Here is a 23,896-nt window from a genome sequence, read left to right as displayed (position 1 = left end):
TATAGTCAGGCGGACGGGCTCACCACGCGGACGATCTGTAATCCTTCAGGAACACCCCGTGCAGGTCCTCGCCGGCCTCGCCGCGCACGATCGGGTCGTAGACCCGCGCCGCGCCGTCCACGAGGTCGAGCGGGGCGTGGAAGCCCTCCTCGGCGAGGCGGACCTTCGTGTAGTGCGGGCGCTCGTCGGTGATCCAGCCGGTGTCGACGCTGGTCATCAGGATGTTGTCCGTCTCGAACAGCTCCAGCGAGCTGGTCCGGGTGAGCATGTTGAGGGCGGCCTTCGCCATGTTGGTGTGCGGGTGGCCCGCGCCCTTGTAGCGGCGGCCGAAGACGCCCTCCATCGCCGACACGTTCACCACGTAGGCGCGGCCCGCGGCGGCGAGCGACGGCCGGAGCCGGTCGATCAGGATGAACGGCGCCGTCGTGTTGCAGAGCTGCACCTCCAGCAGCTCGAGCGGGTCGATGCCGCCGACGGCCTGCGTCCAGGTGTTGACGCGCTGCACGTCGGGCACGAGGCCGCCCGCGTCGATCGCGGTGCCGTCGTGGTGGCGCTCCAGCGACGACGACCCGGCGGCCATCGCAGCGGAGGCCAGGTCGTTCGCGGTCAGCGCGGCGGCGCCGACCAGCTCCGCGACGGTGCCGCGGACGTTCGCCGACGACAGCAGCGGGTGCGCGGCGACGGAGGCCTCCAGGGCCTGCGGGTGCGGGTCCGCCGTGTGGCCGAAGGTCTCCAGCTCGGGGAGCGGGCCGTCCGGCAGCGGGTGCGACTCGGCCTCGGCCAGCAGCGAGTAGGCGCCGGGGGAGCGGCGGACGGTCTGGGCGGCGTTGTTGATCAGCACGTGCAGCGGCCCGCGGGAGGCGACGGAGTCGGCGAGGCCGATCACCTGGGCCGGGTCGCGCAGGTCGATGCCGACCACGCGCAGGCGGTGCAGCCAGTCCTTCGCGTCGGGGAGCTGGGAGAACCGGCGCACGGCGTCGCGCGGGAACCGCGTGGTGATGGTGAGGTCGGCGCCGTCGCGGAGCAGGCGCAGCGCGATGTGCATGCCGATCTTGGCGCGGCCGCCGGTGAGCAGCGCCCGCTTGCCGGTCAGGTCGGTGCGGGCGGTGCGCTTGGCGTGGCTGAACGCGGCGCAGGACGGGCAGAGCTGGTGGTAGAACCAGTCGACCTCGGTGTAGTGCTGCTTGCAGATGTAGCAGGCCTGCGAGTTGATCAGCGTGCCGGCCGTCGTGGAGCCGGTGGTGGGGGAGGTCAGGTCGCGGCCGCGGGTCTCGTCGTCGATGCGGTCGGGGGCGCCGGTGGCGGTCGCCGCGATCACCGCGCGGTCGGCGGCGAGCTCGGCCTCCCGCAGCTCGCGCCGCCTGGCCTGCTTGACGGCCTTGAACATGTGCGCGGTCGCGCGGCGGACGGAGACGAAGTCGGGGTGCTCCTGGTCGAGCTCGTGGAGCTGAGCGAGGACGCGGAGGGTGGTCGCGAGGTCGTCCGGATCGATGCTCGCGGGGGTTTCGGCTGGCACCGGACGATTGTACTGGGGAGCGGATGACCGTCGGCTGAGGGCAGCCGACCTCTCCCGAGAGACGGCTCAGACCTCCAGTTCGAGCCAGTCCAGCCCGCGCAGGTCCAGGCACAGCCGCCCCTCGCGCTCCGTCGCCTTCGCGATGACGTCGCCGCAGATCCGGCAGTGCAGCACCATCCCGTGGTCGTCCGGCCACAGGTGCGCCTGGGCGATCACCGACACGTCGCCGCAGTGCGCGCACTTGCCGTGCGCCGAGGTCACGTCGGCGGCGAACACCTCGGAGAGGAGCCCGGCCGCCGCATTGCCGTCGAGGTAGTCCATGTCGCTCACGCGGCGCCTCCGATCCCGCCGTAGCGTTCGGTGCGGATCCGCGCCGGGTCGTGCCCGGCGTCCACCAGCCAGCCCGACACCGTCTCGACGAACGGTGTCGAGCCGCACAGGAAGAACGCGGGGGATTCCGCCGCGGGCAGGACGAGCGCGCCCAGCCCCTCCTGCGTCAGCCGTCCGGCGGCGACCGGCCACCCGGCCGGCGCCTCCCGCGTGTACACGTAGTCGACGCGCAGCGGCGCGGCGGCCTCGCCCAGCGCCATCAGCTCGTCGCGGTAGTAGACGGACATCGGCGTGCGCGCGGAGTACAGCAGCCGGAACGGGGCGCTGCTGCCTGCCGCGGCGTGCGCGCGGGCCATCGACATCAGCGGCACGACCCCGGAGCCGCCCGCGATCAGCTGCACGGGGCCCTCGTCGCCGTCGCGCCAGACGAACCACCCGCCGACCGGGCCGCGGACCTCCAGCTGGTCGCCGACCGACAGGCCGTGCACCAGATACGGCGACACCTCGCCGTCGGGCAGCTCCTCCACGGTCAGCTCCAGCTCGTCCGGCGCCAGGCCGCCCGCCCCGGAGGCCGACGCAATCGAGTACGACCGCACCGCCTGGTACCCGTCCGGCGCGGTGAGCCGGACGTCCACGTGCTGCCCCGCCAGGTGCCCGGTGAGCCCGGGGATGCGCAGCCGGATCGTGCGGGCCGTCGCGGTCTCCTCGTGGGCGGCCACCACCTCGGCCGCCCGCCACGCCGTGCTCACCAGTAGCGCTCTTCCTTCCAGGGGTCTCCGTACATGTTGTAGCCGTTCTGCTCCCAGAAGCCGGGCTGGTCCTGGGGCAGCATCTCCAGCCCGCTCACCCACTTGGCGCTCTTCCAGAAGTAGAGGTGCGGCACCAGCAGCCGGGCCGGGCCGCCGTGCTCGGGCGGGAGGTCGGCGCCGTCGAAGGTGTGCGCCACCCAGGCCTTGCCGTCGAGCAGGTCCTTCAGCGGGACGTTCGTGGTGTAGCCGCCGTACGAGTGCGCCATCGTGTACTCGTAGTCGGTGTCCACGTTCTCGAACAGTGTGTCGAGCGCCACGCCGCGCCACGACGTCCCGAGCTTGGACCAGCTCGTCACGCAGTGGATGTCCGTGTCGACGTCGGCCTGCGGGAGCGCCAGGAACTCGTCCCAGCTCCAGCGGTGCACCACGCCCTTCTCGGTCGTGATGGTGAACGCCCAGTCGTCCTTCGCGATCCGCGGAGTCGGTCCTGCGGACAGGACCGGGAAGCCCTCTGTGACGTACTGGCCCGGTGGGAGGCGAGGGTCGTCGGTTCGGCGCCGGCCGAGGAAGCCGGAGGAGATGATTCCCATGCGCGGAGCTTATTACCGTCGCCGTGCGGCGGTCTACGCCCGGCCGGTCTAGGGTGAGGACATGACCGCGGTGAATCTCGGACTCCCGCGCAGCGCGTCGCTGCGGGCTGAGCCCGGCTCTGCCGCGCCCGGTCCCGCTGCGCCCGGCCTCGACGGCCGCCCCGATGTCCCCGGCCTCGTCGACCGGTTCGGCCGGATCGCGCGCGACCTGCGGGTGTCGGTGACCGAGAAGTGCTCGCTGCGCTGCACCTACTGCATGCCGGCGGAGGGCCTGCCCGCCATCCCGCGCGAGGAGCTGCTGACGCCCGCCGAGATCGCCCGCCTGGTCGGGATCGGCGTGCGCGACCTCGGCATCCGGGAGGTGCGGTTCACCGGCGGCGAGCCGCTGATGCGCGCCGACCTCGCCGAGATCATCGGCCTGTCCGCCGCCGCGGCGCCCGGCATCGACCTGAGCATCACGACCAACGGCATCGGCCTCGACCACCGCGTCGGCGAGCTCGTCGCGGCCGGGCTGACCCGGGTGAACATCTCGCTGGACACCGTCGACCGCGAGCACTTCGCGGCGCTCACCCGCCGCGACCGGCTCCCGGCCGTCTTCGCGGGGATCGCCGCCGCGCACGCCGCCGGCCTCACGCCGCTCAAGCTCAACGCGGTCATGATGCGCCAGACCCTCGCCGGCGCCGCCGACCTGCTGGCTTGGGCGCTGGAGCACGGCTGCCGGCTGCGCTTCATCGAGCAGATGCCGCTCGACGCCGACCACACCTGGCTGCGCGAGAACATGGTCTCCGCCGAGGAGCTGCTCGGCGTCCTGCGCACCCGGTTCGACCTGGTGGAGGCCGGCCGGCCCGACGACCCGTCGTCGCCGGCCGAGGAGTGGCTGGTCGACGGCGGCCCGGCCACGGTCGGGATCATCGCCTCGGTGACCCGGTCGTTCTGCGCCGCCTGCGACCGCACCAGGATCACGGCGGAGGGCACCGTCCGGTCGTGCCTGTTCGGCGACGACGAGACCGACCTGCGCGGGCTGCTGCGGGGCGGCGCGGACGATGCCGAGCTCGCCCGCTGGTGGCGCGGCGCGATGTGGGGCAAGCAGTCCGGGCACGGCATGGAGGCCGCGGGCTTCGTCCCGCCGGTACGGAGCATGGGAGCGATCGGTGGCTGAGGCGGCAGGGCGCAGCGTCCTGGTCCGCTACTTCGCCGCCGCCGAGGAGGCCGCGGGCCGCGAGGAGGAGCGGGTCGCACTCGGCACGCCGACCGTCGGCGCCCTGCGCGAGCTCCTCGACGCCCGCTACGGCGAGGCCATGCGGCTCGTGCTGAGGAACGGGTCGTTCCTGGTGGACGGCGTCGTGTCCCGCGACCCGGACGCCGTGATCGGCGAGCGCGTCGACGTGCTGCCGCCGTTCGCGGGCGGCTGACGAACGCCGGCTTCTGCGCTGCCGCGCCTCCGTTCGGGTATGCTGCGCGAAAGGGGGACACCATGAGCGTGCACATGCAGGAACTGGAATCGGTCCGGCGTCGGCAGGGGAGGTTCGCCGCGCTGGTGGTCGCGGCCGTGCTCACCGCGATCGGGACCTGGCTCGCCCTGCCATTCGGGATCGTGCTGCTGACGCAGGGCGCGATGTTCGGACTCGCCCTGGTCGGCGCGGGGATCGTGCTGCTCGCGGCGTGCGTCGTCGCGATCGTCGGAGCGGCGCGCGCGCGTGTCGCGCCGCAGAGCCTCCCGGGCAAGGCGAACCCGGCGTTCGACGAGCCGCTGCCGTCGAAGAACCCCGACGGCGGATACTCCACCGCGGGGATGAAGCTCGGCTCCAACTAGCCCCGCGACATTCGTGCCGAATGTGCCGAATCGCGGCCGCATTCGCGACATTCGTGCCGAATCGTTTGCGTATCACGGGGCTCACATTCGGCACGAATGAGCGGAATCGCGGCGGCATTCGCGACATTCGTGCCGAATCGCCCGTCAGGCGGGGGTGATGCGTACTTCGGCGGGTGGCACCGTCAGGGTGACGCGGGCGCCGGGGGCGACGCGGAGCTCGGCGACCACGGCCGCCGGGACCAGCGCCGTGAGCCGGTCGGTCCGCACCCGGACGAGGTCGTCGCGCGGCTCCAGCGCGGTGACCGTCGCGGCGATCCCGGCCTCGCCCGGCAGCGGCACGCCGACCCGGACCGAGACCGTGGAGGGCCGCACCACCGCGGTCACGGGCCGGCCCTCGACGAGGGGCGCGGTCGGTGTGCCGTCCAGGGCGAGACCGTCGTCCGTGACCAGCCCGGTCGCGGTGCGCCGCCCGGTCAGCAGGCTGAGCCCGGTGAGCTCGGCGGTGAACGGGTGCCGCGGCTGCGTGAGCACATCGCGCGCCGGGCCCTCCTCGACCACGCGGCCGCCGCCGAGCACCGCGACCCGGTCGGCCAGCAGGTAGGCGTCGAGGGCGTCGTGGGTCACGACGACCGCGGTGCGGCCGGCGAGCACCTCCGCCAGCGTCCCGCGGAGCTCGCCCGCGACGCTCACGTCGAGGGAGGCCAGCGGCTCGTCCAGCAGGATCAGCTCGGGCTCGGCCGCGAGCGCCCGCGCGATCGCGACGCGCTGGGCCTGGCCGCCGGAGAGCTCGTCCGGGCGGCGGTCGGCCAGGGCGCCGACGCCGGTGCGCTCCAGCCACTCGTCGGCCTTGGCGCGCGCCTCCGCCCGCGACGCTCCGGCCGACCGGGGTGCGAACTCGACGTTGCGGCGGACCGTGAGGTGCGGGAACAGCAGCGCGTCCTGGGCGAGCAGCGCAATCCCGCGGCGGTGCGGAGGGAGCCAGGACGCAGGGAGGTCGAACAGCGTCTCGTCGGAGAGCGTCGCGCGCCCCGCGTCGGGACGGACCAGGCCGGCGAGGACTCCCAGCACCGTCGACTTGCCCGCACCGTTCGGGCCGAGCAGGGCCAGCGTCTCGCCGGTGCCGAGCCGCAGCTCCACCGCGACGTCGCGCTCGGCGACCGTGGCGGAGAGGGCGAGGCTCATCGCGCGACCTCGGGCGTCCGGGCGGCGCCCGCCGGCCGCGGCCTCCTGCGCAGCGGCTCGCCGGCCCCATGCGCGACGGCGACCACGGCGATCGCGACCGCGATGAGCACCAGCGACAGCGCGACGGCCGCGTCCGGGTCGGTCTCGCGCTGCAGGTAGATCTCCAGCGGCAGCGTCCTGGTGGTGCCCTGCAGGCTGCCGGCGAAGGTCAGCGTCGCGCCGAACTCGCCCAGGGCGCGCGCGAACGACAGGATCGAGCCGGAGACGATCGCGGGCGCCACCAGCGGCAGCGTCACCCGGAACAGCACGGCCGACGGCCGGGCGCCGAGGGTGGCGGCGACGGCCTCGTAGCGTTCGCCGGTGGTGCGCAGCGCGCCCTCCAGGCTGAGCACCAGGAACGGCAGCGCCACGAAGGTCTGCGCGATCACCACGGCCGGTGTGGAGAACGCGATCGGGATCGCGCCGTCGAGCAGCCCGCGCCTGCCGTAGAGGGCGAGGAGCGCGAGGCCGCCGACGACCGGAGGCAGCACCAGCGGCAGCAGGACGATCGCCCGCACCAGCCCGCGCCCGCGGAACGGCACCCGCGCCAGCACGACGGCCATCGGGACGCCGAGCACGAGACAGGCGATCGTGGCGGCGACGGAGGTGCGCAGGCTCAGCAACAGCGCGTCCAGCGACGACGGCGAGGTGATGAGCGTGCCGAACCGCGCCCAGTCCACGCGGGTGACCATCGCGACGATCGGGAGCAGCACGAACAGCGCGCCGAGCGCCGCGACGACGAGGATCCAGCCGGGGATGCCGGTGCCCGCGGGCGTGCCGGACTGCTCCCCGAGTATGCGGCGCGGCGTCACGGTGTCCCGAAGCCGGCTGCCGCGAGCACCTTCCTGCCCTCCGGGCCCGTCACGAACGCGATGAAGGCCGCGCCCCCGGTGAAGTTCGCCCCCTGCCGGACCGCGGCGATCGGATAGGTGTTGACGACGCCCTTCGCCTCGGGGAACGCCACCGAGTCGACGCTCTTGCCCGCGCCCTTCACGTCGGTCACGTAGACGATGCCGGCGTCCGCCTCCCCGGAGGAGACCTTGCCGAGCACGTCGGTGACCGACGACTCCTGGCTCACCGGCTTCAGGGCGACGCCCGTCTTCGCCTCGACCGTGGCGGTCGCGGCGCCGCAGGGCACCTGCGGGGCGCAGACCACCACCTTGAGGCCCGGCCGGGCGAGGTCGGCCCATCCGGTGACGTGGGCCGGGTTGCCGGGAGGCACGGCGATCGCCAGCACGTTGGTCGCGAAGTCGGCCGGCTCGCCGGAGGTCACGCTCGCGGAGACGGCCTTGTCCATGTTCTTCCGGTCCGCCGAGGCGAACACGTCGGCCGGAGCGCCCGCGCTCAGCTGGGTGACGAGGTCGGACGAGCCGCCGAAGCTGAAGCGCACGGTGCTGCCGGGGTTCGCCTTCTCGAACTCCGTGCCGAGCTCGGTGAAGGTCTTGCTGAGGGAAGCCGCCGCGAAGACGGTGATGGTCCCGGTGACGGCGTGCTTCGTGGGCGTCTGGGTCGGCGGCGCGGAGCCGGCGTCCGCCGAGCATCCCGTCGCGGCGAACAGCACGGCCGCGAGCGCCGCCCCGGCGATCCCGAGCCCGAGCCGTCCGCGCATGCCGCCCCTCATTCGACCGATCCCGTCTCGACGATGACGTTGGTGGCTTTGACGACCGCGACGGCGACCGAGCCCAGCTCGAGGCCGAGCTCCCGCACGGCCTCGCTGCTGATCAGCGACACGACGCGGTGCGGCCCGCACTGGAGCTCGACCTGCGCCATGACCCTGTCCATCACGATGTCGGTCACGATGCCGACGAAGCGGTTGCGCGCCGACCGGCCGACGCCGGACGGGTCGACGGGGAGCACGGCGTTCTGCTTGGCGAGCTGCGCGAGCTCCAGGCCGTCCACGACCGTGCGTCCGGCGTCGTCCTTGGCGCTGGAGAGCACCCCTGCGTCGATCCAGCGACGCACGGTGTCGTCGCTCACCCCCAGGAAGCTCGCGGCATCCCTTACCCGTATCTGCGGCACGAACAGCACTCTAGACCGGCAGGCGCGTCGAAATCGAGTCCGCGGGCGGCGAGCAGGTCAGAGTCCGACCCACTCCGAGGCGCCGTCGCCGAAGTGCTGGCGCTTCCAGATCGGCACCTCGGCCTTGATCCGCTCCACCAGCTCGGCGCACGCGGCGAACGCCTCCGCCCGGTGCGGGGCGGCGACCGCGGCGATGAGCGCGAGGTCGCCGATGGTCAGCGAGCCGACCCGGTGCACGGCGGCGACGCGCAGCCCGGTGCGCTCGGCGACCTCCTCGCAGCAGCGGCGGAGGAAGTCGGCGGCCTCGGGATGGGCGCGGTAGTCGAGCGAGACGACGGAGCGGCCGCCGTCGTGGTCGCGCACGATGCCCTGGAACGACACCACCGCGCCGGCCTCGCGGCGCCAGACGAACTCGTCCAGCGTCGACGGATCGAGCGGCCGGTCGGACACGTCCGCGAAGACGTCGGTCATCGGTTCCCTCCCTGGTGGCCACGGTCGTGGCCGCGGTCCCGGTCGCCGTTCAGCTGGTCGAGGAGATGCTCCAGCACGTCGTCCAGGACGGCGAGCCCGTCGGCGACGCCGCCGCGAGAGCCGGGGAGGTTCACGACGAGCGTGCGGCCGGCGACGCCGGCACGGCCGCGGCTCAGCGCGGCGAGGGGTGTGGAGGCGGCGCCGCGCGCCCGCAGCGCGTCGGCGAGGCCGGGGAGCTCCCGGTCCAGCACGGCGGCGGTGGCCTCCGGGGTGCGGTCGTCCGGGGCGACGCCGGTTCCTCCCGTGGTGAGGATGACGGCCGGGCCCTCGGCGACGGCCGCCGTCAGGGCCGGGGCGATGTCCGCGTCCGCGACGACCCGCACCTCCGGATGGAGGCCGTGGCCGTCGAGCCAGGAGGCGATCGCCGGGCCCGTGGTGTCGGCCGCCTCGCCCGCGGCGGCGCGGGTGGAGGCGACGATCACGACAGCGGAGCTGGCGCTGCCTGTGGTGGGCCTGTCGGTGGCCGCGGCGGTCGGGGCGGCGCCGGCGCTGTCCGCGCCTTCCGCGCCTTCCTCACCCGGTCTCCGCCACTCTCCGCGCTTCCCGCCGCTCTTCGCCACGAGCTGCACATCCGTCAGCGTCGCCGCCGGGTCCACGGCCTTCACCATGTCGTGCAGGGTCAGCCCCGCCACGGCGACCGCGGTCAGCGCCTCCATCTCCACGCCGGTGCGGCCGTGCGTGCGCGCGACCGCCTCGATGGCGATCGCGCCGGCGGCCTCGTCCAGCGCGAAGTCCACGCGCAGCGAGTTCAGCGGCAGCGGGTGGCAGAGCGGGATGAGGTCGCTCGTCCGCTTGCCTCCCGCGATCCCGGCGATGCGCGCCGTTGCGAGCACATCGGCCTTGGGCAGGTCGTCCGCGGCGACGAGCCGCACCACCTCCGGCGTGGTCACGAGCCGCCCGCGCGCCACGGCCTCGCGGTCGGTCTCCGGTTTCGCGCCGACATCGACCATGCGGGCGCGGCCGTCGGCGTCCAGGTGGGTGAGCTCGCTCATAGGGTCCAGACTGTCACGTCCGAGCCCGCCTCGATCGCCTCCGCCTCCTCCGGCAGGTCGATGAGCACGTCCGCGTTGGCCATCGCCGCGACGAGATGCGAGCTCGGACCCGACACCGGCGCCACCCCGTCCTCGGCGACCCGGCCGCGCAGGAACTGCCGTTTGCCCGGCACGCTCCGCACCGCTTCGGCCAGCCGCACCCGCCGCACCGGCAGCGGAGGGAGACCGGCCGCCGCGCGCAGCGGCGCCCGCAGGAACACCGCGAACGAGACCTGGGTGCTCACCGGGTTGCCGGGGAAGCACAGCACGGGCACGCCGTCGATCACGCCGGTCGCCTGCGGGCCGCCCGGTTGCATCGCCACCGTCGTGACCTCCGCGCCGCGGGGCAGCAGCACCTCCCGCACGACCTCGTACGCGCCCTTCGAGATGCCCCCGGAGGTGATGACCAGGTCGCTGGCGGCGAGCGCGGCGTCGAGCACCTTCGCGAACGCCGCCGGATCGTCGCTGCTGCTCGCCCGCAGCGACACCATCGCGCCGGACTCCTCCACCAGGGCGGCGAGGGCGATGCCGTTCGCGTCGAACACCTGGCCGAAGCGGACGCCCCGCCCCGGGGCGGCCAGCTCCGAGCCGGTGGTCAGGACCGCGACGCGCAGGCGTGCCCGCACGGCCACGGAGCTGACGCCGGCGGCCGCCAGCGCGGCCAGGTGCCGGGCGGCCAGCCGGGTGCCGGCTCTCACGAGCACGTCGCCGCGCTCCAGGTCGCTGCCGCGCTCGCGCACGAACTCGCCGCGGCGCCGGGCGCGCCTGATCTCGACCACCGCGCCGGCCAGGTCGTCGTCCCTGCCGAGCACCAGCTCGGTGTCCTCGACCGGCACGATCGCGTCCGCGCCGGTCGGCACGGGCGCGCCCGTCATGATCCGGATGGCGGTGCCCGGAGTGAGGGTCAGCGGCACCTCGTGGCCGGCCGGGACGTCGCCGGTCACCTCCAGCGCCACCGGGACGCGGGCGACGTCGGCCGCCCGCACCGCGTAGCCGTCCATCTGCGAGTTGCGGAACAGCGGGAGGTCGACCTCCGACCGGATGTCGGTCGCGGCGACGCGGCCGGCGGCGTCCGCGAGGAGGACGGTCTCGACGTCCGGCTCGGCGCTCAGCGGCGCCAGCAGGCGGTTGACGTGCTCGGCGTGCTCCTCGACGCTGCGCGGTGGGGTCATGGCTTCAGTATCCCGCGCGCCCTGGTGGCGTGCGAGGCCCGGCCGCCACAGGGGTCGCAACACGCCGCTCTCCGCGCGGCGACACGGCGTGTTGCGACCCCTGTGCGGTCGGAGGAGGGGAGCAGCGGGTCAGTAGCGCGGGAGCGACGGGTCGACCTGGCGCGACCAGGCGTCGATGCCGCCCTCCAGCACCACGCCGGGGGCGCCGGCCGCGGCCAGCAGCTTCCGCGCGGTCTCGGCCCGCATGCCGTGGTGGCAGACGATCACGAGCGGGTCCTCGCCCAGCCGCTCGGCGACGCCGGGCGCGTCCCGCACGACGACATCGAGCGGGACCAGCAGCGACCCTGGCAGCTCGGCGATGTCGGCCTCCCACGGCTCGCGCACGTCGAGCAGGATGTGCGGCTGCCCCGCCGCCAGCCGGGCCGCCAGGTCGGCGGGGGAGACGCTCGTGGCCGCCGGAGCCTCACGAGCCGGAGTCTCCTGCGCCTGAGCTCCCTGCGCCGGGGCGACCCCGCAGAACAGCTCGTAGTCGATCAGCTCCGTCACCGGCTCCGCGTGCGGGTCGGCGGCGTACGGCAGCTCGCGGAAGCTCCCGCGCAGCGCGTCGTGCACGAGCACCCGGCCGAGCAGGAGGTCGCCCTCCCCGGTGACGACCTTGATCGCCTCGCTCACCATCAGCGACCCGATCACGCCGCACACGCTCGGCAGCACGCCGGCCTCCGCGCAGCTCGGCACGCTGCCGGGCTCCGGCGGCTCCGGGAAGAGGTCGCGGTAGTGCGGCCCGTGCTGGGCCCAGCTGAGCCCGGCCTGGCCGCCGAACCGGTGGACCGCGCCCCACACCACCGGGAGCCCGGTCAGCAGGGCCGCGTCGTCAACGAGGTAGCGGGTCGGGAAGTTGTCGCTGCCGTCCAGCACGAGGTCGAATCCGTCGAGGATGCCGAGCGCGTTGGCCGACGTGAGCCGCTCGGGGAAGACCCGCACGTCGATCCCCGCGTCGATGGCCCGGATCGCGTCGGCCGCCGACGCGGTCTTCGGCCGGCCGAGGTCGCGTTCGCGGTGGATGGTCTGCCGCGGGAGGTTGCTGAGCTCCACGCTGTCGTCGTCGACGATCCCGATCGTCCCGAACCCGGCCCCCGCGAGCAGCGGAAGCACCGCGGAGCCGAGACCGCCCGCGCCGACCACGAGGACCCGCGCGGCGCGGAGCCGGCGCTGGGCGTCCTCCCCGAAGCCCGGCAGCTGCTCGGTGCGGGCGTACCGGGCACGGTACGCCGACGCCAGCGCGGGACCGGGGGCGACGAGCGGGCCGGGTCGTCCGCCGGGGCCCGTCGAGGTGGAGGTGTCGGCCATGCGGCTAGCCAACCACGGAGACGCCGATCGTGTGCAATCCGGTCGCGCCGTCCGGCACCACGTCCTGCACCTTCGACGTCTGCATGGTGCCGTGCGCGTCGGTGGCCCTGACCTTGATCGTGTGCGAGCCGGGCGTCGCATCCCACGCGTACTTCCACTGCCGCCAGGTGTCGGCCGAGATCGCGTCGGCCAGGGTGGCCTCCTGCCAGTCCACGCCGTCGATCTGCACGTGCACCGCGCTCACGCCCACGTGCTGCGACCAGGCGACGCCCGCGACGGCGACCGTCCCGGCCTTCACCTGCTTGCCGTCGCCCGGCACGTCGATGCGGGACTCCAGCTTGACCGGGCCGCGCTCCGACCAGCCGCGGTCGGTCCAGTACGAGGTCGCCTTGTCGAAGCGCGTCACGTTCAGCTCGACCACCCACTTGGTGGCCGAGACGTAGCCGTACAGCCCGGGCACGACCATCCGCACCGGGTAGCCGTGCTCCAGCGGCAGCGGCTGGCCGTTCATCCCCACCGCCAGGATGGCGTTGCGGCCGTCGGTGAGGGCCTCCAGCGGCGTCCCCGCCGTCCAGCCGTCCTGGCTGCGGGAGAGCACCATGTCGGCGTCGGACGTGGGCTTCGCGCGGGCCAGCAGGTGCCGGATCGGGTAGCCGAGCCATTTCGCGGTGCTGATCAGGTCGCCGCCGACCTCGTTGGAGACGCAGGTGAGGGTCGTGACCGACTCCTCCAGCGGGAGCGCGAGGAGCTCGGTGAAGGTCAACTCGACCTCCTTCTCGACCATCCCGGTGATCCGCAGCCGCCAGGCGGACGGGTCGATGCCGGGGATCTGCAGGGCGGTGTCGATCCGGTAGAAGTCGGCGTTCGGCGTGATGATCGGTGCGAGCCCCCCGATGTCGAAGGAGGCCCCGGCCGGGACGGGCGGCGCCGCGACCGCCGGCTTCGGCAGGTGGAAGGCCGCCCGGGCCGCCGACGCGGCGCGATACCCGGTGGCGATTGCCTGGCCGATCAGCGTGGCGAGGATCCCGCCCGCGGCGGAGGCGGCGGTCGCCGTCACGAAGTGCCGCCGGGAGACCTCGCCCTGCGGGGCGATCCGGGTCGGCCGGGTCCCGCGCAGCAGGCCGGCCAGCCAGCCGAGGAACAGGATGGCGACCAGCGCAGCGAGGGCGGAGGGCACGACGTTCACGATCGACGACCCGGCCCGGGTGATCGCCGCGAGCACGCCCAGCGCCCCGCCCACGCCGATCAGGATGCGGCCGACCGGAGGCCGCCGCAGCTCCAGCCAGCCGGCGAGCGCGCCGCCCACGAGCAGCACCACCGCCAGGGACGAGATCAGGAACGCCTTGTCGCCGGTCCCGAACACGCCGATCACCGCGTTCTTGAGCCACGCCGGAGTGAGGTCGATGACCAGCGCTCCGACGACCAGGATGGGACTGCCGTCCTGCACGGCGAACGCGCTCAGCAGCTCGGCCGCGCCGACGCCGGCCAGCACGCTCGCGGCGCCGGCCCCGGCGGCGCGCCAGGACTCGCCGGCCTTCCGTGCGGTGCCCGCGAGCCGGTCCGCGCCGGCGGGCCGCGTCGATTCCGGAGCCGAACCCGATCCCATACCCGAACCCGATCCCATACCCGAACCCGATCCCATACCCGAAGGATAGGCGCGCGAGCCGGTGGATCTGCCGAGCATCGTCGCGGCTGTGACAGGCTTGACCCCTATGGCCTCCCTGCGCGTCGACGACCTCCCCGGCTGGGCCGGCCCCTCCTCCGTGTCCGAGGACGCCGTCTACGAGGCCTTCGTCGCCTGGGCGGAGTCCACCGGCATCACCCTCTACCCGGCGCAGGACGAGTCGCTGATCGAGATCGTCGGCGGCTCGAACCTGATCCTGTCCACCCCGACCGGGACGGGCAAGTCGCTCGTCGCCGTCGGCGCGCACTTCGCGGCCCTGGCCCGCGGCGAGCGGACCTTCTACACCGCACCGATCAAGGCGCTGGTGTCCGAGAAGTTCTTCGCGCTGGTCGACGTCTTCGGCGCCGAGAACGTCGGGATGATGACCGGCGACTCCGCCGTCAACGCCGACGCCCCGATCATCTGCTGCACCGCCGAGATCCTCGCCAACCTCGCCCTCCGCCAGGGCGAGGACACCCCCGTCGGCCAAGTCGTCATGGACGAGTTCCACTTCTACTCCGACCCGGATCGCGGCTGGGCCTGGCAGGTGCCGCTGCTGCTCCTCACCCGCGCGCAGTTCGTGCTCATGTCGGCGACTCTCGGCGACGTGACGGCGCTCGCCGCCGACCTCAGCCGCCGGACCGGCCGGGAGACCGCGACGGTCACCGGCGTCGAGCGGCCGGTGCCGCTGCACTACTACTACGAGCTGACCCCGATCCACGACACCGTCGAGGACCTCCTGCACACCGGCCAGGCGCCGATCTACATCGTGCACTTCTCGCAGCTCGCCGCCCTGGAGCGCGCCCAATCGCTCTCCAGCGCCAAGATCGCGACCCGCGAGCAGCGCGACGCGATCGCCGAGCTGATCGGCGAGTTCCGGTTCACGACCTCCTTCGGGCGCACCCTCTCCCGGCTGCTGCGGCAGGGCATCGGCGTGCACCACGCCGGGATGCTGCCCAAGTACCGCCGCCTGGTCGAGCAGCTCGCCCAGCGGGGGATGCTGCGGGTGATCTGCGGCACCGACACCCTCGGGGTCGGCATCAACGTCCCGATCCGCACCGTGCTGCTGACCGCGCTGACCAAGTTCGACGGCACCCGGATGCGCCAGCTCAATGCGCGCGAGTTCCACCAGATCGCCGGGCGCGCGGGCCGCGCGGGCTACGACACCGCAGGCACCGTCGTCGTGCAGGCGCCCGAGCACGAGAGCGAGAACCTCAAGGCGCTGGAGAAGGCCGGCGACGACCCCAAGAAGCGCCGCAAGATCGTCCGCAAGAAGGCGCCGGAGGGCTTCGTCTCGTGGGGTGAGCCGTCCTTCCGCAAGCTCGTGGAGGCCGAGCCGGAAACGCTGACCTCGTCCATGCAGATCACCAGCGCCATGCTCATCAACGTCATCGGCCGCGGCGGCGACGTCTTCGGGCACGTCCGGGACCTCGTGTTCGACAACCACGAGCCGTGGAAGCGCCAGCTCGCGCTCGCCCGGCGCGCACTCGGCCTCTACCGCTCGCTCCTCACAGCCGGGGTTGTGGAGGTCGTGGACGGCGAGATCCGGCTCACGGTCGACCTCCAGCCGAACTTCGCGCTCAACCAGCCCCTGTCGCCGTTCGCGCTCGCCGCGTTCGAACTGTTCGACGTCGAGTCGCCGAGCTACGCCCTGGACATCGTCTCGGTGGTGGAGGCCACCCTCGACGACCCGCGCCCGGTGCTCTCGGCCCAGCAGTTCCAGGCGCGCGGCGAAGCGGTCGCCGCCATGAAGGCCGAAGGGATCGAGTACGACGAGCGGATGGAGGCGCTGGAGACCGTCACCCACCCCAAGCCGCACGACGAGCTGCTGCACGAGGCGTTCGCGACCTACGCCTCCAGCCAGCCCTGGGTGGCGGACTTCGAGCTGAGCCCGAAGTCGGTGGTCCGCGACCTGTACGAGCGGGCGATGACCTTCGGCGAGTTCATCGCCTTCTACAAGCTCGCGCGCTCCGAGGGCGTGGTCCTGCGCTACCTCTCCGACGCCTACCGCGCCCTCAACCAGACCGTGCCGCTCGACCTTCGCACCGAGGAGCTGCGCGACATCGTGGAGTGGCTCGGCGAGCTGGTCCGCCAGGTCGACTCCAGCCTCCTGGACGAGTGGGAGGAACTGGTGCACCCCGACGCCGCCCGGCACGCCGCCGAGAGCGGGGAGCTCGCGCCGCCCGCGCCGCGGAACGTCACCACCAACCGGCGCGCCTTCTTCGTGCTCGTGCGCAACGAGCTGTTCCGTCGCGTGCAGCTCGCCGCGCTCGACAAGGTCCAGGAGCTCGGCGCCCTCGAGAACGAGGCGGCGGCGCTCGCCGAGGCGGCAGCGCCGTCCTTCACCGAGCTCCAGTGGGACGAGGCGCTGGAGGCGTACTACGCCGAGCACGACGAGATCCTCACCGACGCGGCGGCGCGCGCCGCGAGCATGATCGTCGTGGACGAGACCCCGGCAGCCACCGAGGGCGTCTGGCGCGTGCGCCAGATCCTCGCCGACCCGGCAGGCGACCACGACTGGGGCATCGCGGCGGACGTGCTGCTGGCCGACTCCGCGCGCACCGGCGTCGCCGTTGTGCGCGTGACGGGCGTCGACCGGCTCTGAGGTGCGCCGGCGGCCGCCGGCGGTTTGACGCGCCCGAGAAGCGCATGCAAGGCTCTACACGGTCGCTTAACGGCACCAGGCATTTCTGTTGAACAACCGGTGAACCCCTCGCCGGGCGTCCGTCTCCACACGAGAAAGAAGCCGGTGGATCTCACCCTCGTCATCGTGCTGGTCATCGCGCTGGCCCTCTTCTTCGATTTCACCAACGGGTTCCACGACACCGCCAACGCGATGGCCACGCCGATCGCGACCGGCGCCATGCGGCCCAAGGTCGCGGTGGCCCTCGCAGCGGTCCTGAACCTCGTCGGCGCGTTCCTGTCGACCGAGGTGGCGAAGACCATCTCGGGCGGCATCATCAACGAGGGCTCCGGCGGCGTCCTGATCTCGCCGCAGCTGATCTTCGCCGGGCTGGTCGGCGCCATCGTCTGGAACATGGTGACCTGGCTCTACGGCCTGCCGTCGTCGTCCAGCCACGCTCTGTTCGGCGGCCTCATCGGTGCGGCCATCGTCGGGGCGGGGGTCGCGTCGGTGAACTTCCCGGTGGTCGTCCAGAAGGTCGTCCTCCCCGCCGTGATCGCCCCGTTCACCGCGGGCGTGGTGGCGTGGGCGGCGACCAAGCTGGCCTACTGGATCACCCGGCGCTACGACGGCCGCCCGGACGGCCGCGGCGGCTTCCGCTACGGCCAGATCTTCTCGTCCTCCCTCGTCGCGCTGTCGCACGGCACCAACGACGCGCAGAAGACGATGGGCGTCATCACGCTGCTGCTGATCTCGGCGAACCTCCTCCCGGCCGGCAGCGGGCCGCCGCTCTGGGTCGTCGTCGCGTGCGCGCTCGCGATCGCGATCGGCACCTACTCCGGCGGCTGGCGGATCATCCGCACGCTCGGCAGGGGCCTGACCGAGGTGAAGCCCGCGCAGGGCTTCGCCGCGGAGACCAGCACGGCGGCGACCATCCTGGCCTCCAGCCACCTCGGCTTCGCCCTCTCCACCACGCAGGTCGCCTCCGGCTCCGTGATCGGCTCCGGCCTCGGCCGGCGCGGCGCGTCGGTGCGCTGGGGCACGGCCGGCCGGATCGCGATCGGCTGGGTGATGACCCTGCCCGCCGCGGGCGTCGTCGGCGCCGTCGCCGCGTTCGTCGGCCTGCTCGGTCCCGTCGGCATCCTCATCGACACGGTGGTCGCCGTCCTGGTGATCACGTTCATCTTCTGGCGGTCGCGGCGCAACCGGGTCTCCAGCGCGAACGCGGTCGCTCCGGTCCCCGTCCAGGGCCAGAGCGACGTCGCCGAGTCCGGCCGGGTCGTGAAGATCCGGAAGGTCAAGCCGCTCAAGCGCGAGCGCACCGGAAGGAACCCCGCATGAGCGCCGTCCTGCAGTTCCTCACGGTGTTCGCCGCGTCCCTGATCGGCGCGTGCGTCGTCGTCGGCTTCTACGCGCTCGGCACGCGCCTGCTCGCCGTGGCCGGCCGGGCGCTGTTCGTCGAGCCGGCCGAGTTCACCGACGCCATCACGGTCATCACGCCGGAACAGGCGGCCAAGGCCCAGAAGAAGGCCGAGAAGGCCCGCCGCAAGAGCCCGCTCAGCGACGGCAGGAAGCGCGCGGCGCTGACCGGCGCCTACGCGTGCTTCGTGCTCTGCGGCGCGGCGGTGCTGTACGGGCTGTATTTGATCATCCCGTACTTCCACCACTGACCGTCGGCGCGGCGAGCGCCGCTACGCGGTCCCGCGGACCCGCGCGATCGAGTTCATCACGTGGTAGACCACGATCGCCGCGATGGCGCCGAGCGCGATCCCGTTGAAGGTGAGCTGGCCGAGGTTCAGCGTGAAGTCGCCGATGCCGATGATGAGCGCGGTCGCCGCCGTGAACTGGTTGACCGGCTTGGAGAAGTCCACCTTGTTGTCCAGCCAGATCTTCACGCCGATGACGCCGATGAGGCCGTAGAGCGCGGTCGTCACACCGCCCAGCACGCCGGCCGGGATGGTGTTGATGACGGCGCCGACCTTGGGGGAGAGGCCCAGCAGCACCGCGACGATGCCGGCCACCCAGTACGCGGCCGTCGAGTACACGCGGGTCGCGGCCATGACGCCGATGTTCTCGCCGTAGGTCGTCGTGCCCGAGCCGCCGAAGAAGCCGGCGATGGTCGTCGCCAGGCCGTCGGCGAACAGCGCGCGGCCGGTCAGCTTGTTCACCGCCGGGTCGGTGAGCTGGGCGACGCCGCGGATGTGGCCGACGTTCTCGGCGATCAGCACGAGCACGACCGGCAGGAAGGCGGGCAGGATGCCCCAGGTCGCCGGGGCGTCCGTGAACGGGTTCGCCGGGAAGGTGAACTGCGGGAGGCCGATCCACGCCGCCTTCTCGACCTTGCTGAAGTCGACCTGGCCGGCGAACACGGCGAAGACGTAGCCGACGACCACGCCGAGGAAGATCGAGAGCCGGCCGAGCATCCCCTTGAACAGCACCGTGCAGAGGATCACCGCGGCGAGGGTCACCAGCGCGGTGACCGGCGCCTGCATGAAGTTGTTCTTCGCCGCCGGGGCGAGGTTGAAGCCGATCAGCGCCACGATGGCGCCGGCGACGATGGGCGGCATCAGCCCGTCGATCCACTTGGTGCCGGTCGCGACGACGATCAGGCCGACCACGGCGAGCAGGAGGCCGGTGACGACGATGCCGAACAGCGCGGACGGCATCCCGTGCGCCTTGGTCGCCGCCACGATCGGCACGATGAACGCGAACGAGGAGCCGAGGTAGCTGGGCAGCTTGTTGCGGGTGATCAGCAGGAAGAGCATCGTGCCGACGCCGGAGAACAGCAGGGTCGTGCTGGGCGGGAACCCGGTGAGCAGCGGCACCAGGAACGTCGCGCCGAACATGGCGACGACGTGCTGCGCGCCGAGTCCGATGGTCCGCGGCCAGGTGAGCCGCTCGCCGGGGAGCACGAGTTCGCGCGCTCCAACCGTCTTTCCGTCGCCGTGCAGCTTCCAGGGCAGAGCCATGCGTGTCCTTATCGTGTCCGAAGGGGAATTAGGCTGGTATGGCGCTGTGACATCGCTTCGAATGCGCCACGAACCAAAACCCCACCGATACTACGGGAGACCACCATTTCCGCTTCGACTTCCACGCCGACGCCGACCCTCAAAGGGCGCCTGGACCGGTTCTTCGAGATCACGTCCCGCGGCACCACGTGGGCCACGGAGTTCCGCGGCGGCCTGCTGACGTTCGTGACGATGGCGTACATCGTCATCCTCAACCCGCTCATCCTCGGCGGGACCCCCGACGTGTCCGGCCACTCGCTGCAAGGCCAGCAGGTCGCCGCCGTCACCGCGCTGAGCGCCGGCTTCATGACCGTGCTCTTCGGCCTGGTCGCCCGGCTGCCGTTCGCGTTCGCCGCGGGCCTCGGCATCAACTCCTTCCTCGCGGTCAACGTCGTCAAGGTGCTGACCTGGCAGGAGGCGATGGGCCTGGTCGTCATCAACGGCCTCATCATCGTGCTGCTCGCCGCCACCGGGCTCCGCCGCCTGATCTTCAACGCGGTCCCGCCGCAGCTGAAGACCGCCATCACCGTCGGCATCGGCCTCTTCATCGCCTTCATCGGCTTCGTCGACAGCGGCTTCGTGCGCAGCACCAATCTGTCCTCGCCGCCGGTGCAGCTCGGCGAGGCCGGCTCGATCGCCACCGTCCCGACCCTGGTCTTCCTGGTCGCGCTCGTCGTCATGGGCGTGCTCATGGCCCGGAAGGTGAAGGGCGCGCTGCTCATCGGCATCGTCGTCGCCACCATCGTCGCGATCATCGCGGAGGCGATCTTCCACGTTGGCGCGTCCGGCCCGAAGAACGCCAACGGCTGGAACCTCACGGTGCCGCAGCTCCCGACGTCGCTGGTCAGCGTCCCGAACCTCAGCCTGGTCGGCCAGTTCGACCTGTTCGGCTCGTTCGGCCGGATCGGCGCCCTCGCCGCCGTGATGCTGATCTTCACGCTCGTCTTCACGAACTTCTTCGACGCCATGGGCTCGATGACCGGCCTGGCCCGCAGCGCCGGCCTCGCGAAGGAGGACGGCACCTTCCCGCGCCTGCAGTCCGCGCTGATCGTGGAGGGCGTCGGCGCCGTGGTCGGCGGCGGCACCTCGGCCAGCTCCAACACCGTCTTCGTCGAGTCGGCCTCCGGCATCGGCGAGGGCGCGAAGACCGGCTTCGCCAGCGTCGTCACCGGCGTGCTGTTCCTGCTCGCGATGTTCTTCACCCCGCTCACCCAGGTGGTTCCGCTGGAGGTCGCGGCCGCCGCGCTCGTCGTCGTGGGCGCGCTGATGGTGGTGCAGATCCGCCACATCGACTTCCACGAGTTCTCCAGCACGCTGCCGGTGTTCCTCACGATCATCGTCATGCCGCTGACCTACTCGATCGCCAACGGCATCGGCGTCGGCTTCATCTCCTGGGTGCTGATCCGGTCCCTCGCCGGAAAGGCGCGCGAGATCAGCCCGCTGCTCTGGATCGTCGCGGCTGGCTTCCTGGTCTACTTCGCGCGCGGACCGATCGAGGCGGTGCTGCCGCACTGACGGACGGCTGAGCCGGCTTCCCGGGTAACCCCTGAGCACAACCGGGGGTTACCCGGATGTGCGCGGGGCGCCCGGATCGCTTGACTGGAGGCATGTCAACCACCGGCACCTCACCGAACCCGTACACCACCGCCCCGTCCCGAACGCTCAGCGTCACGAGCTTCGCGCTCGGCCTCGCGTCCATCGCCCTCGGCTGGACCTTCCTCGCCCCGATCGCCGGCCTCGTCGTCGGCATCCTCGCCCTCGGCCGCGAGCCGGAGGGCCGCACCTTCGCGATCTGGGGGATCGTGCTCAACGCGGTCATGCTCGCCGGCATCCTGATCGGCCTGCTGGTCGCCGTGGTCGGCGTGGGCTTCGGGCTGGCGTTCCTGCCGTGGCACGTCGCGAACGTCTCCTGGTGACCCCCGGCCGCTGATCGGGACAGCCGCTCGGGGGCGGCCGCGCGGCCTGCGAGAATGGAGGGATGGAACCGTCCCCACTCGTCAGGCCGCGCAGCTTCGTCATCCGCGGCAGGAAGACCGAAGCCCAGCAGCGGGCGATCGACGAGTTCTGGCCGCTCTACGGCGTGGAGTTCGACGGCTCGCCGCTCGACCTCGACGCGCTCTTCGGGCGCACGGCGCCGCGCGTGGTCGAGATCGGCTTCGGCAACGGCGAGAACCTGCTCGCCCTGGCCGCGCGGCACCCCGAGAAGGACTTCCTGGGGGTGGAGGTCCACGGTGCGGGCGTCGGCCGGGTGCTGGCCGCCGCGCACGAGCAGGGCCTCAGCAACATCCGGGTGGTCCGGCACGACGCGGTCGAGGTCTTCGAGCGGGGGCTCGGCGCCGCGAGCGTCGACGAGGTGCTCATCTTCTTCCCCGACCCGTGGCCGAAGGCCCGCCATCACCGGCGCCGGCTGGTGCAGCCCGACGTCGTCCGGCTCATCGTCGCCGCGCTGAAGCCCGCCGGCGTGCTCCGGCTCGCGACCGACTGGGAGCCGTACGCCGAGCACATGATCGACGTGCTGGACGCCGAGCCCGCCCTCGTGAACGTCGCAGGCCCCGGCGGTTTCATCCCGCGCCCGGACGACCGTCCCGTCACCAAGTTCGAGCGCAGGGGCGAGCGGCTCGGGCACGCGATCTTCGACCTGGAGTACCGCCCGCGCGTGTGATCGGCCGCGCGTGCGATCGCTCGCGCGTGCGATCGCCCGTGCGTGTGATGATGGGCGCATGACCTCCGAGTCCACGCTCACGTCCGGCACCGTCGCCGGCGGCCCGATCCCGCAGACCGTCGCGACCCTGCGCGCCACCTTCGACGCCGGCCGCACCAAGCCGCTCGCCTGGCGGCTGGCGCAGCTCGACGCCCTCCGCCGCATGCTCACCGAGCGCGCCGCCGAGTTCGAGGACGCCCTGCTGGAGGACCTGGCCAAGAACCCGACCGAGTCGCAGATCGCCGAGGTCGGCTTCGTCGTCGGCGAGATCGACCACATGCGGCGCAACCTCCGCCGCTGGCTGCGTCCCCGTCGCGTCGCCGTTCCGGGCGCCCTCCAGCCCGCGAAGGCGCGGGTCGTGCTGGAGCCGGTCGGCGTCGTGCTCGTGATCGCCCCGTGGAACTACCCCGTCCAACTGCTGCTGGCGCCGGTCGTCGGCGCGCTGGCGGCGGGCAACGCCGTCGTCCTCAAGCCGAGCGAGCTCGCCCCGGCGACCTCCGCGGCGATGGCCCGGCTCGTCCCGCAGTACCTCGATCGCAGCGCCGTCGCCGTGGTCGAGGGCGCGATCGCCGAGACCACCGAGCTGCTCGCGCAGCGCTGGGACCACATCTTCTTCACCGGCAACGGCCGCGTCGGCCGCATCGTCGCCGCGGCGGCGGCGGAGCACCTGACGCCGGTGACCCTGGAGCTCGGCGGCAAGTCCCCGGTCTACGTGGACGACTCCGTCGACCTCGCGGCGGCCGCACGCCGGATCGCCTGGGGCAAGTTCATGAACGCGGGCCAGACCTGCGTCGCACCGGACTACATCCTGGCCACGAAGGCGGTGGCCGGGCGGCTCGCCGCCGAGCTCGCCACCGCCGTGCGCGCGCTGTACGGCGACGACACGGCGCAGAGCCCCGACTACGGGCGCATCGTGGACGACCGGCACTTCGAGCGGCTGACGGGCCTGCTCGGCTCCGGCACGACCGCGGTCGGTGGCGAGTCGGAGGCGGCCTCGCGCTATCTCGCGCCGACGGTGCTCGTGGACGTGCCGCGCGACTCGGCCGCGATGGCCGAGGAGATCTTCGGCCCGGTGCTGCCGATCGTCACGGTGGACGGCCTGGACGACGCGATCGCGTTCATCCGCGCCGGCGACAAGCCGCTGGCCCTCTACGTCTTCAGCGACCGCCGCGACGTCCGCCGGCGCATACTCACCGAGACCAGCTCCGGAGCGGTCGGCTTCGGGGTGCCCGCGGCGCACCTCGCGGTCGGCGGCCTCCCGTTCGGCGGGGTCGGCGAGAGCGGCTCCGGCGCCTACCACGGCCGCCGGTCGCTGGAGGCGTTCAGCCACGAGAAGGCGGTCCTGTCCAAGGCCCTCGCCCCCGACACGCTGCAGCTGATCTACCCGCCGTACACGGAGGGCAAGGACCGGTTCGCCCGCGGACTGCTGCGGAAACTGGGCTGAACAGGAGCGCTCTCGACAGGCTGTCGAACGACGTCCGGGATCCCGGACGATGTGTCCAACTCGGGCACCCCCACCAGGGGTAGGCTCTGCACTGCCGGGCGCCACGAACGGCCGGCTGACCCCCTGAACGCCAACGCA

General features: G+C 72.8%; 24 protein-coding genes. 10 read left to right on the top strand and 14 right to left on the bottom strand.

Annotation, left to right across the window (positions count from 1 at the left end; all coding sequences use genetic code 11):
• Positions 1–19 precede the first annotated feature (19 nt).
• The 4 genes from HNR13_RS14760 to HNR13_RS14745 form a co-directional block, all read right to left on the bottom strand.
• Entirely contained in the window at positions 20–1,516 is a 1,497-nt protein-coding gene (locus tag HNR13_RS14760; protein WP_179606931.1) for an SDR family NAD(P)-dependent oxidoreductase, read from the bottom strand.
• Between the two features lie 66 nt (positions 1,517–1,582).
• Complete coding sequence (locus HNR13_RS14755; RefSeq protein WP_218881709.1) at positions 1,583–1,837, bottom strand: DUF6510 family protein; 255 nt, start codon at positions 1,835–1,837, stop codon at positions 1,583–1,585.
• A 5-nt stretch (positions 1,838–1,842) separates the two neighbouring features.
• The gene (locus tag HNR13_RS14750; protein ID WP_218881708.1) at positions 1,843–2,598 is read right to left on the bottom strand and encodes a ferredoxin reductase; all 756 of its coding nucleotides are present in this window, start codon (positions 2,596–2,598) and stop codon (positions 1,843–1,845) included.
• A complete protein-coding gene (locus HNR13_RS14745) occupies positions 2,592–3,185 on the bottom strand; it encodes a sulfite oxidase-like oxidoreductase (protein WP_179606929.1) in 594 nt (197 codons plus the stop codon). The genes HNR13_RS14750 and HNR13_RS14745 overlap by 7 nt, the downstream gene beginning before the upstream one ends.
• Before the next feature lie 61 nt (positions 3,186–3,246).
• Between HNR13_RS14745 and moaA the strand changes: the two genes are divergently transcribed.
• From moaA to HNR13_RS14730, 3 genes are all read left to right on the top strand, one after another.
• On the top strand, positions 3,247–4,344 hold the full coding sequence (moaA, locus tag HNR13_RS14740) for a GTP 3',8-cyclase MoaA (RefSeq protein ID WP_179606926.1): 1,098 nt from the start codon (positions 3,247–3,249) through the stop codon (positions 4,342–4,344).
• Positions 4,337–4,597 carry a MoaD/ThiS family protein gene (locus tag HNR13_RS21655; protein WP_343063571.1) on the top strand — a complete coding sequence of 87 codons (261 nt, stop codon included), beginning with the start codon at positions 4,337–4,339 and terminating at the stop codon, positions 4,595–4,597. The genes moaA and HNR13_RS21655 overlap by 8 nt, the downstream gene beginning before the upstream one ends.
• Before the next feature lie 62 nt (positions 4,598–4,659).
• Positions 4,660–4,998, top strand: a complete 339-nt coding sequence (locus HNR13_RS14730) for a hypothetical protein (protein ID WP_179606923.1) — start codon at positions 4,660–4,662, stop codon at positions 4,996–4,998.
• A gap of 144 nt (positions 4,999–5,142) precedes the next feature.
• Here HNR13_RS14730 and HNR13_RS14725 read toward each other — a convergent pair whose 3' ends face one another.
• From HNR13_RS14725 to HNR13_RS14685, 9 genes are all read right to left on the bottom strand, one after another.
• Complete coding sequence (locus tag HNR13_RS14725) at positions 5,143–6,180, bottom strand: sulfate/molybdate ABC transporter ATP-binding protein (protein ID WP_179606921.1); 1,038 nt, start codon at positions 6,178–6,180, stop codon at positions 5,143–5,145.
• A complete protein-coding gene (locus HNR13_RS14720) occupies positions 6,177–7,031 on the bottom strand; it encodes an ABC transporter permease (RefSeq protein ID WP_343063570.1) in 855 nt (284 codons plus the stop codon). The genes HNR13_RS14725 and HNR13_RS14720 overlap by 4 nt, the downstream gene beginning before the upstream one ends.
• On the bottom strand, positions 7,028–7,828 hold the full coding sequence (gene modA / locus HNR13_RS14715; protein WP_179606920.1) for a molybdate ABC transporter substrate-binding protein: 801 nt from the start codon (positions 7,826–7,828) through the stop codon (positions 7,028–7,030). The genes HNR13_RS14720 and modA overlap by 4 nt, the downstream gene beginning before the upstream one ends.
• 8 nt (positions 7,829–7,836) lie before the next feature.
• On the bottom strand, positions 7,837–8,238 hold the full coding sequence (locus tag HNR13_RS14710; protein ID WP_179606919.1) for a TOBE domain-containing protein: 402 nt from the start codon (positions 8,236–8,238) through the stop codon (positions 7,837–7,839).
• A gap of 57 nt (positions 8,239–8,295) precedes the next feature.
• Positions 8,296–8,709, bottom strand: a complete 414-nt coding sequence (locus tag HNR13_RS14705) for a molybdenum cofactor biosynthesis protein MoaE (protein WP_179606918.1) — start codon at positions 8,707–8,709, stop codon at positions 8,296–8,298.
• A complete protein-coding gene (gene moaCB, locus HNR13_RS14700) occupies positions 8,706–9,761 on the bottom strand; it encodes a bifunctional molybdenum cofactor biosynthesis protein MoaC/MoaB (protein WP_179606917.1) in 1,056 nt (351 codons plus the stop codon). Before moaCB ends, HNR13_RS14705 begins: the two co-directional genes overlap by 4 nt.
• Positions 9,758–10,972 (bottom strand): molybdopterin molybdotransferase MoeA, encoded by a 1,215-nt coding sequence (locus HNR13_RS14695; protein WP_179606916.1) that lies wholly within the window; start codon positions 10,970–10,972, stop codon positions 9,758–9,760. The genes moaCB and HNR13_RS14695 overlap by 4 nt, the downstream gene beginning before the upstream one ends.
• Before the next feature lie 129 nt (positions 10,973–11,101).
• A complete protein-coding gene (locus HNR13_RS14690; RefSeq protein WP_179606914.1) occupies positions 11,102–12,319 on the bottom strand; it encodes a ThiF family adenylyltransferase in 1,218 nt (405 codons plus the stop codon).
• A gap of 4 nt (positions 12,320–12,323) precedes the next feature.
• A complete protein-coding gene (locus HNR13_RS14685) occupies positions 12,324–13,925 on the bottom strand; it encodes a molybdopterin-dependent oxidoreductase (RefSeq protein ID WP_179606912.1) in 1,602 nt (533 codons plus the stop codon).
• Between the two features lie 106 nt (positions 13,926–14,031).
• Here HNR13_RS14685 and HNR13_RS14680 point away from each other — a divergent pair, with 106 nt between their 5' ends.
• From HNR13_RS14680 to HNR13_RS14670, 3 genes are all read left to right on the top strand, one after another.
• A complete protein-coding gene (locus tag HNR13_RS14680; RefSeq protein ID WP_179606910.1) occupies positions 14,032–16,587 on the top strand; it encodes a DEAD/DEAH box helicase in 2,556 nt (851 codons plus the stop codon).
• A gap of 144 nt (positions 16,588–16,731) precedes the next feature.
• Complete coding sequence (locus HNR13_RS14675; RefSeq protein ID WP_179606908.1) at positions 16,732–17,946, top strand: inorganic phosphate transporter; 1,215 nt, start codon at positions 16,732–16,734, stop codon at positions 17,944–17,946.
• Positions 17,943–18,275 (top strand): peptidase, encoded by a 333-nt coding sequence (locus tag HNR13_RS14670; protein WP_179606906.1) that lies wholly within the window; start codon positions 17,943–17,945, stop codon positions 18,273–18,275. Before HNR13_RS14675 ends, HNR13_RS14670 begins: the two co-directional genes overlap by 4 nt.
• 21 nt (positions 18,276–18,296) lie before the next feature.
• Here the strand turns inward: HNR13_RS14670 and HNR13_RS14665 are convergent, their stop codons facing one another.
• Positions 18,297–19,574: a uracil-xanthine permease family protein gene (locus tag HNR13_RS14665; RefSeq protein WP_179606904.1), complete on the bottom strand. Its 1,278-nt coding sequence runs from the start codon at positions 19,572–19,574 to the stop codon at positions 18,297–18,299.
• Between the two features lie 87 nt (positions 19,575–19,661).
• On the opposite strand from HNR13_RS14665, the gene HNR13_RS14660 reads away from it, so the two are divergent.
• The 4 genes from HNR13_RS14660 to HNR13_RS14645 all read left to right on the top strand — a co-directional run bounded on the left by HNR13_RS14660 (position 19,662) and on the right by HNR13_RS14645 (position 23,758).
• Entirely contained in the window at positions 19,662–21,128 is a 1,467-nt protein-coding gene (locus tag HNR13_RS14660) for an NCS2 family permease (RefSeq protein WP_382313527.1), read from the top strand.
• Between the two features lie 92 nt (positions 21,129–21,220).
• A complete protein-coding gene (locus HNR13_RS14655; RefSeq protein WP_179606903.1) occupies positions 21,221–21,529 on the top strand; it encodes a hypothetical protein in 309 nt (102 codons plus the stop codon).
• Positions 21,530–21,591: 62 nt separating this feature from the next.
• Entirely contained in the window at positions 21,592–22,275 is a 684-nt protein-coding gene (gene trmB, locus HNR13_RS14650; RefSeq protein WP_179606901.1) for a tRNA (guanosine(46)-N7)-methyltransferase TrmB, read from the top strand.
• Positions 22,276–22,333: 58 nt separating this feature from the next.
• A complete protein-coding gene (locus HNR13_RS14645; RefSeq protein WP_179606899.1) occupies positions 22,334–23,758 on the top strand; it encodes an aldehyde dehydrogenase family protein in 1,425 nt (474 codons plus the stop codon).
• Positions 23,759–23,896 lie beyond the last annotated feature (138 nt).

Source organism: Leifsonia shinshuensis (assembly GCF_013410375.1).
GTDB lineage: Bacteria > Actinomycetota > Actinomycetes > Actinomycetales > Microbacteriaceae > Leifsonia > Leifsonia shinshuensis.
The sequence above is the reverse complement of the archived record's forward strand: the minus strand, read 5'-3'. Positions and strand labels throughout refer to the sequence as shown.

Bases quoted from the DNA above. Each gene is read 5' to 3' on its own strand.
- HNR13_RS14755 (WP_218881709.1), bottom strand. From the start codon at position 1,837: ATGGACTACCTCGACGGCAATGCGGCGGCCGGGCTCCTCTCCGAGGTG.
- HNR13_RS14745 (WP_179606929.1), bottom strand. From the start codon at position 3,185: ATGGGAATCATCTCCTCCGGCTTCCTCGGCCGGCGCCGAACCGACGAC.
- moaA (WP_179606926.1), top strand. From the start codon at position 3,247: ATGACCGCGGTGAATCTCGGACTCCCGCGCAGCGCGTCGCTGCGGGCT.
- HNR13_RS14730 (WP_179606923.1), top strand. From the start codon at position 4,660: ATGAGCGTGCACATGCAGGAACTGGAATCGGTCCGGCGTCGGCAGGGG.
- HNR13_RS14725 (WP_179606921.1), bottom strand. From the start codon at position 6,180: ATGAGCCTCGCCCTCTCCGCCACGGTCGCCGAGCGCGACGTCGCGGTG.
- modA (WP_179606920.1), bottom strand. From the start codon at position 7,828: ATGCGCGGACGGCTCGGGCTCGGGATCGCCGGGGCGGCGCTCGCGGCC.
- HNR13_RS14705 (WP_179606918.1), bottom strand. From the start codon at position 8,709: ATGACCGACGTCTTCGCGGACGTGTCCGACCGGCCGCTCGATCCGTCG.
- moaCB (WP_179606917.1), bottom strand. From the start codon at position 9,761: ATGAGCGAGCTCACCCACCTGGACGCCGACGGCCGCGCCCGCATGGTC.
- HNR13_RS14695 (WP_179606916.1), bottom strand. From the start codon at position 10,972: ATGACCCCACCGCGCAGCGTCGAGGAGCACGCCGAGCACGTCAACCGC.
- HNR13_RS14690 (WP_179606914.1), bottom strand. From the start codon at position 12,319: ATGGCCGACACCTCCACCTCGACGGGCCCCGGCGGACGACCCGGCCCG.
- HNR13_RS14685 (WP_179606912.1), bottom strand. From the start codon at position 13,925: ATGGGATCGGGTTCGGCTCCGGAATCGACGCGGCCCGCCGGCGCGGAC.
- HNR13_RS14680 (WP_179606910.1), top strand. From the start codon at position 14,032: ATGGCCTCCCTGCGCGTCGACGACCTCCCCGGCTGGGCCGGCCCCTCC.
- HNR13_RS14670 (WP_179606906.1), top strand. From the start codon at position 17,943: ATGAGCGCCGTCCTGCAGTTCCTCACGGTGTTCGCCGCGTCCCTGATC.
- HNR13_RS14665 (WP_179606904.1), bottom strand. From the start codon at position 19,574: ATGGCTCTGCCCTGGAAGCTGCACGGCGACGGAAAGACGGTTGGAGCG.
- HNR13_RS14655 (WP_179606903.1), top strand. From the start codon at position 21,221: ATGTCAACCACCGGCACCTCACCGAACCCGTACACCACCGCCCCGTCC.
- trmB (WP_179606901.1), top strand. From the start codon at position 21,592: ATGGAACCGTCCCCACTCGTCAGGCCGCGCAGCTTCGTCATCCGCGGC.
- HNR13_RS14645 (WP_179606899.1), top strand. From the start codon at position 22,334: ATGACCTCCGAGTCCACGCTCACGTCCGGCACCGTCGCCGGCGGCCCG.